This window comes from Arthrobacter sp. 05L44 (genome assembly GCF_056397605.1).
This window is the reverse complement of record NZ_JBFTNS010000013.1, coordinates 1-5,583: the sequence shown is the minus strand read 5'-3', so window position 1 is coordinate 5,583 and position 5,583 is coordinate 1. Positions and strand designations below refer to the sequence as shown.

The window sequence follows — 5,583 nt, the reverse complement described above, 5'->3', positions numbered from 1 at the left end:
AACCGCCCCACAGCATTCTTCGCCTTCGACACCACCCACACACCACCATCGTTCAAATCCACCTCAGTGGTCTTAAACCCCGGATAAATCACCGCACCCGCCACCAACACCACACCAGCCACCACAAAAGACCCCACCACCACACGACGCCGACCCGCACGCGTCCGCGGGCGAGGTGTGGCGGAACCCGGCTTCCGTGCTCCCAGCATGGCGAAAAGTCGTGTCACAGCGATTGGTGTTCCTTTGAGATTGCAGTGCAGAGGCCCCCGACAGCCCCGGGATCCGGGGCCGTGTCCCGCGACAGCCTACCCAACCATGGGTGGATGCGCGATGGGGAGGACTCCCCGCCGTCGGCCTTCGGGGCGGGTAGCGCGGGCGCTGGTGTGGCGGCTATGGCGTGGCTCCCGTCGGGAAGGTGCAGAGTGGGACGCCGCTGGCCCCGGGGGCACCGAGGGTGGTGTGCGTGGAGTTGATCCAGCGGGTCTGGTTCGGCGAGCCGCGCATGATGTAGTACCACTGGCCGTCCCCGCTGTAGTAGGTGCCGTGCGGCTTCCAGCACATGATGTCGAAGACGTCCGCGGCGCCCATCCAGGGCCGGTTGGTGCCGGTCTGCCCGTCGCAGGTGAAGTAACCAGGCTTGCTGTTGTCGTAGGAGGTGGCTCCGGGCAGGTCGGTGCAGCTGCGGGTCATTCCGCTGTTGAGCCGGGTGGTCCAGCGTGTCTTCTCGGCCCCGGACTGGGCTAACGCCGAGGCCGTTGGCCCTCCGGTGCCGCGTGAGTTCACCGTCTGGACCTGGATGGAGTGGCGCTCGTTGAAGCCGCCGGTGTTTACCGTCCGGCTTCCGGACGCGCCCACCCGTTCCCAGCCGCCGTTGTCGATCTTGATCTGGGTGTAGGCGATGTCGTGGCTGCCGGCATCCGGTGAGGCCCAGTTGAACGTGAGGTTCCGCTGGTTTTCGGCCCCGTTGGTGCCGGACGCGGACGGGGTGCCGGGCGAACCGTAGGGGTTCGCATTGGCGCCGGCGCTGGCGTCGGAGCTGGGTGCGACGGAGGAGTTGGCCGTCACCGTGATGGTGGTCCCTGCGCCGTTGGCGAACCCGCCCACGGTCTGGCCGGGTTTGATCGGGCCGCCCTGGCCGGTGGTGGCGCGGTAGGTGTAGCTGACCTCGGAGTAGGCAGACCCGTTCCGTTCCGCGGCGCTGAGCTCGCGGAAGTTGATGGTGACGGCCCGGCCGGCACCGCCGGTGTTGGCCGGGGTCGCGCTGACGCCGGAGACCTGGCTGAGTTTGCCGGTGGCGCGCCGCGGGGCCGAGGCTGCGCTGACGCCGCCCTTGCCGGCTTTGTTTTCGGCCTGCACGGTGAACGTGTAGGCCGCCTCGGAGTTGTTGGCGGTGAAGTTCGCCGTCTGTACCGTGCCTGCCACGGTCTGGGTCTGGTCCGGCCCGCCACCGCCGCTCATGGTGACGTAGTAGTTCTTGATCGCGTCGCCGTTGGTATTCGGCTCGTTCCAGTTCACCTTGAGCTGGTTGGAGGAGCCGACGGCGGAGGCTACCGACGTCGTCGGCGCGCCGGGGGCTGCCGGCACACCGGCGGGGTTGTCCTCCGCGGAGTACTGTCCCCAGTCCGAGGGGCCGAGTTCGTTGACGGCCTGGGCGCGCACCTTGTAACGGACGCCGTTGGTCAGTCCGGCCCAGGTGTAGTTCAGGCCGGTCACGCCGTTCTTCACGGCGACGCCGCTGGCCGGGGGTGGGGAAATTTCGAGGTTGTAGTTCTTCACCGGGGAGCCCTCGGTTTTGGCCGCGGGCCAGGCGATCACCATGTTCTTGTCGCCGGCCTTGACCGTGGGGGCCTCCGGTGGCGACGGCTTTTCATCCGGCCGGATCTCGTTGGACGCCGGGGAGGGGTCGGACTCGTGGACCTCGTTGGTGGCGGTGACCGTGAAGACGTATTTGACGTTGTTGGTCAGTCCGCTGAGGGTGCACGTGGTGGTGGCGCAGTCCTGGCTGAAGCCGTTGGCAGAGCGCACCGTGTATTTGGTGATGGCGGCGCCGTTGTCCGACGGCGGCGTCCACTTGAGGACGGCGGTGCGGCTGCGCACATCAGTTGCCGTGGGCGCCGACGGGGCGTCGGGTTTGTCCCGGACGGTGATGCGGACCCGGCCGTCGGTCTGCCGGGAGACGTCGCCGGTTTTGTCCGTCACGGTGTAGCGGACCACCATAACGCCCTTGAAGCCGGCGGCGGGGGTGACGGTGATGGAGTCACCGGCGATTGCCGGCTGTCCTGCCGCGGTGCCGGTCTCCACGGTGGCCTGGACGATCTTCAGCGGGGTGTCGGCGAAGGGGTTGAAGTCGTTTGCCAGCACGTTGACGGTCTCCGTCTTGCCAGCGTTGGCTTTTTCCACCACGTCTTCGTTGGCCACGGGGAGTGGCCGGTTGGAGGCCGTGACGGTGGCGGTGATGGTGGCCTTGACGGGATCCGAACGCCCGTCGGTGACCTTCAGCGGGATGCTGCCCTTCCACCCGGCGGACTTTCCGGCGTCGGCGGTGACCTTCAGGGTGGCCCCGTCCACGGTGGCCTTGAAACCCTCGGGCAGTGTGCCGTCGAGCTCGAACTTGAGCTTGTCCTGGTCGCCCTGGTCAACGTCCTTGGCCAGGTTCCCCAGCTCCAGGTTCGCGGTCTCCGCTTTCGGCACCTCGAGGCTGGCGCCGCTGAAGGTCGGAGGGTGGTTGGCGTTGGGGTCCGGAATGACCTTGGTGATGATGCTCAGCGTGGATTTCAGGCCCGCCGGGTCATCCGGTCCGGTCCCGTCGGTCACCTCGAAGGTCACCGACCCGGGTCCGACGTAGTCTTTGAGCGCGGCGTAGCGCAGGGCGGAGCCGCTGCCTGCCACCACGTTTTCCGGGGCGGCGCCCTGGACCTTGACCTTGTCCACCTGGGTGATCCGCGGGGTGCGGCCTTCCCTGACCCGGACATATTCGGCCAGGTCCAGGGTGATGTCCTTGCCGGCCATCACCTCCACGGGATCGGTCTTGGCCAGCGTGGGGTGCTGCTCGCCCTGGCCGGGAACCCAGATAACCGCCGTCGCACTCTGGCCGTCCACATCGGTGACCGTGTACGGGACCAACTGGTCGCCGGCGGTGAGGGCCACGCGGACGGTCCCGTCTCCGGCAACGCGGGCGTTCGGGTTGCCGTCGGGCAGGCCGATCTTGAGGTCCGCGGCGACGCCGTCGGGATCGGAATCGTTCCGCAGCACGGGGACGTCCACGGCGGACTTGCCGAGGGTCTCCGCGGGGGTGACCACGTCATCCTTGGCCACCGGCGGCTTCAGGGCCGCGTCCGGGCTGACGCGGACGCGGATCACGGCGCTGCCCTGGGCTTTTTTGTCGTCCTGGATTTTGTAGCTGACGCTCTCGTTGCCGGCCGCGGCCGGCGCCGTGAGCAGCACCTTGCCGCCGTCGGCGGGCTCGACGGCGAGTTCCGGGCGGGCCTCGAAGCCGTTGCGGACCAGGCTGATCGGGTCCCCGTCCGGGTCCGAGTCGTTGGCGAGTGCGTCCACGGCGATTTTGCGGCCGGGCCGGACATCCACGGCGTCATCCACGGCGATGGGTTTCTGGTTATTGCTTTCCTGCGGCGCGATGCCGACAATCACGGTGCCCGTGTTCTCGGCACCGATCCGGTCGCGGACCCGGTAACTGAAAGTGTCGGTGCCGGCAGCGTTGCCGGCGGCGGTGAATTCCAGGTACCCGTCCTTGACCACGGCGGTTCCCATTGAGGGGGCCTTGTCCACCCCGGTCAGCTGGACGGAGTCGCCGTCGCTGTCCACGCCGTCCAGCGGGACGGGGATGCGGACGGTCATCCCGGCCACCACGCGGGCGGTCAGGTTCTTGGGTTCGGGGCGGGTGTTGCGCTGGTCGTCGCGGGCCCGGATCCGGATGGAGACCTGCTGCGAGTCCGCTTGGCCGGAGGCGTTCGTGACCTTGTAGATCGCGTACACCGTTTTGGGGACGTCACCGGCAATGAAGCGCAGCGTCTGGCCGGAGGTGAAGATGCGGCCGTCGGCCGCGTCGGGCTTTTGGGCAAGTTCGGGTTCGAGGGTGAGTTTGCCGCCGTTGGGGTCCGTGTCGTTCTCCAGGACCGGGATGGTCACGACGTCGCCGACGCGTACGGTCGCCTCGTCGGGTTTGGCCTGGGGCGCCTGCAGCTTGGAAGGGGCAGGGACCACCAGGACGGCAATTTCCCCGCTGGCTGAGGCCTTGCCGTTGGAGATCGTGTACTTGACGTTGAGCTGGCCCTGCGCGCGGATGTCGGTGATCCTGACGACCGAGTGGTCCAGGACGGCCACGCTGAGCGGCAACCCGTCGGCGGCGGTCACGGACTGCACCACCAGCACGCCGCCGGACGGGTCGGAGTCGTTGCCCAGGACGTCCACCAGGACGCTGCCGCCGCTGGGCAGCAGCGCGGTATCGCGGACCGCCACCGGCGCGCCGTCGCCGCCGCCGGGGACGACGTCGACGCGCACCAGCTGCTGGGCGCTGGCGGGTCCGTTGGTGACCAGGTACGTCACATAGTGGGCGCCCACGGCGGTGGAGTTGAACGTAAACGTCTGCTGGTCGGCGCCCATGGTGGCGGTGGAGTTTCCGTCCGGGGTGACCTGGGCGAGGCGCAGGGCGCCGGCCTGCGGGTCGGAGTCGTTTTTCAGCGGGGCGATCACCGTGCTGACCCCGGCGACGGCCACAACGTGGTCGGCGTTCGCGATGGGGGGCAGGGCGCCGGGAGGGCGCACCTCGACGGTCACTTTTCCTTCGGCGCTGGCCCGGCCGTCGGACACCGTGACGGTGACGGTCTTTTTGCCGGGTTCCGAGCCGGAGTCCTGGAAGCTGAGCAGGCCGTCCGGCCGGACTTTCACCTGGTCGCGGGGGTCGCTGCTGGTCGCGCCGACAACAAAAAGGTCGTCGCCGTCGGGGTCGGCCCAGTCAGTGAGGATGTTCTGGCTGACCACTTTCCCGGACTGGACCACCAGGGTGGTGTTGCGGTTGGGTTTCTGCCGCGGCGCCGCGTTCTCGCCGGGCGGGATGATGTTGAGGGTGACGTCAGCGGAGGCGGACAGGCCGCGTCCGTCGTCGACCGTGTATTTGAACGTTTCGGAGCCGGTCTTGTCCGCGCCCACGCTGACCTGGAAGCCGGTGGCCCCGTAGATCGGGGCGAGTGTCCCGGACTTGAGCGGCTCCGGGGTCCGGACGGTGAGGATGTCGCCGTCCGGGTCGCTGTCGTTGTCCAGGACCGGGAGGATGGTGGTTTTCCCGGCGCGCACGCCGAAGGTGTCCGGTTTGGCGGTGGGCGGGCTGTTGGGCTTGGTGCGGTCCGGCAGGACGGTCTGCTGCACCTCGTCTGCGGAGTCCTTGTCAGCATCATCCGAGGTTTGTTTGGGCGGGATGACGTCGTCCCAGTTGTTCACCAGCTGCATGTTCTGGTTCACCAACCACACATTCCCCGAATTCACATCATTAAGCACCACCACATCCCGGTTCACCCGGAACACATACGACGGCGACGCAGACGCCTTCGGGACCTCGACGTTCTTATC

The 5,583-nt window shown here is 68.0% G+C and carries 2 protein-coding genes; both read right to left on the bottom strand.

Annotation, left to right across the window (positions count from 1 at the left end):
- Positions 1 to 209: hypothetical protein (locus AC1DHY_RS15650; RefSeq protein WP_476903895.1), on the bottom strand; the 209-nt coding region annotated here is incomplete at its 3' end.
- 181 nt (positions 210 to 390) lie between these two features.
- Positions 391 to 5,583 (bottom strand): Ig-like domain-containing protein (locus tag AC1DHY_RS15645; RefSeq protein ID WP_476903894.1); only part of this gene is annotated, 5,193 nt, incomplete at its 5' end.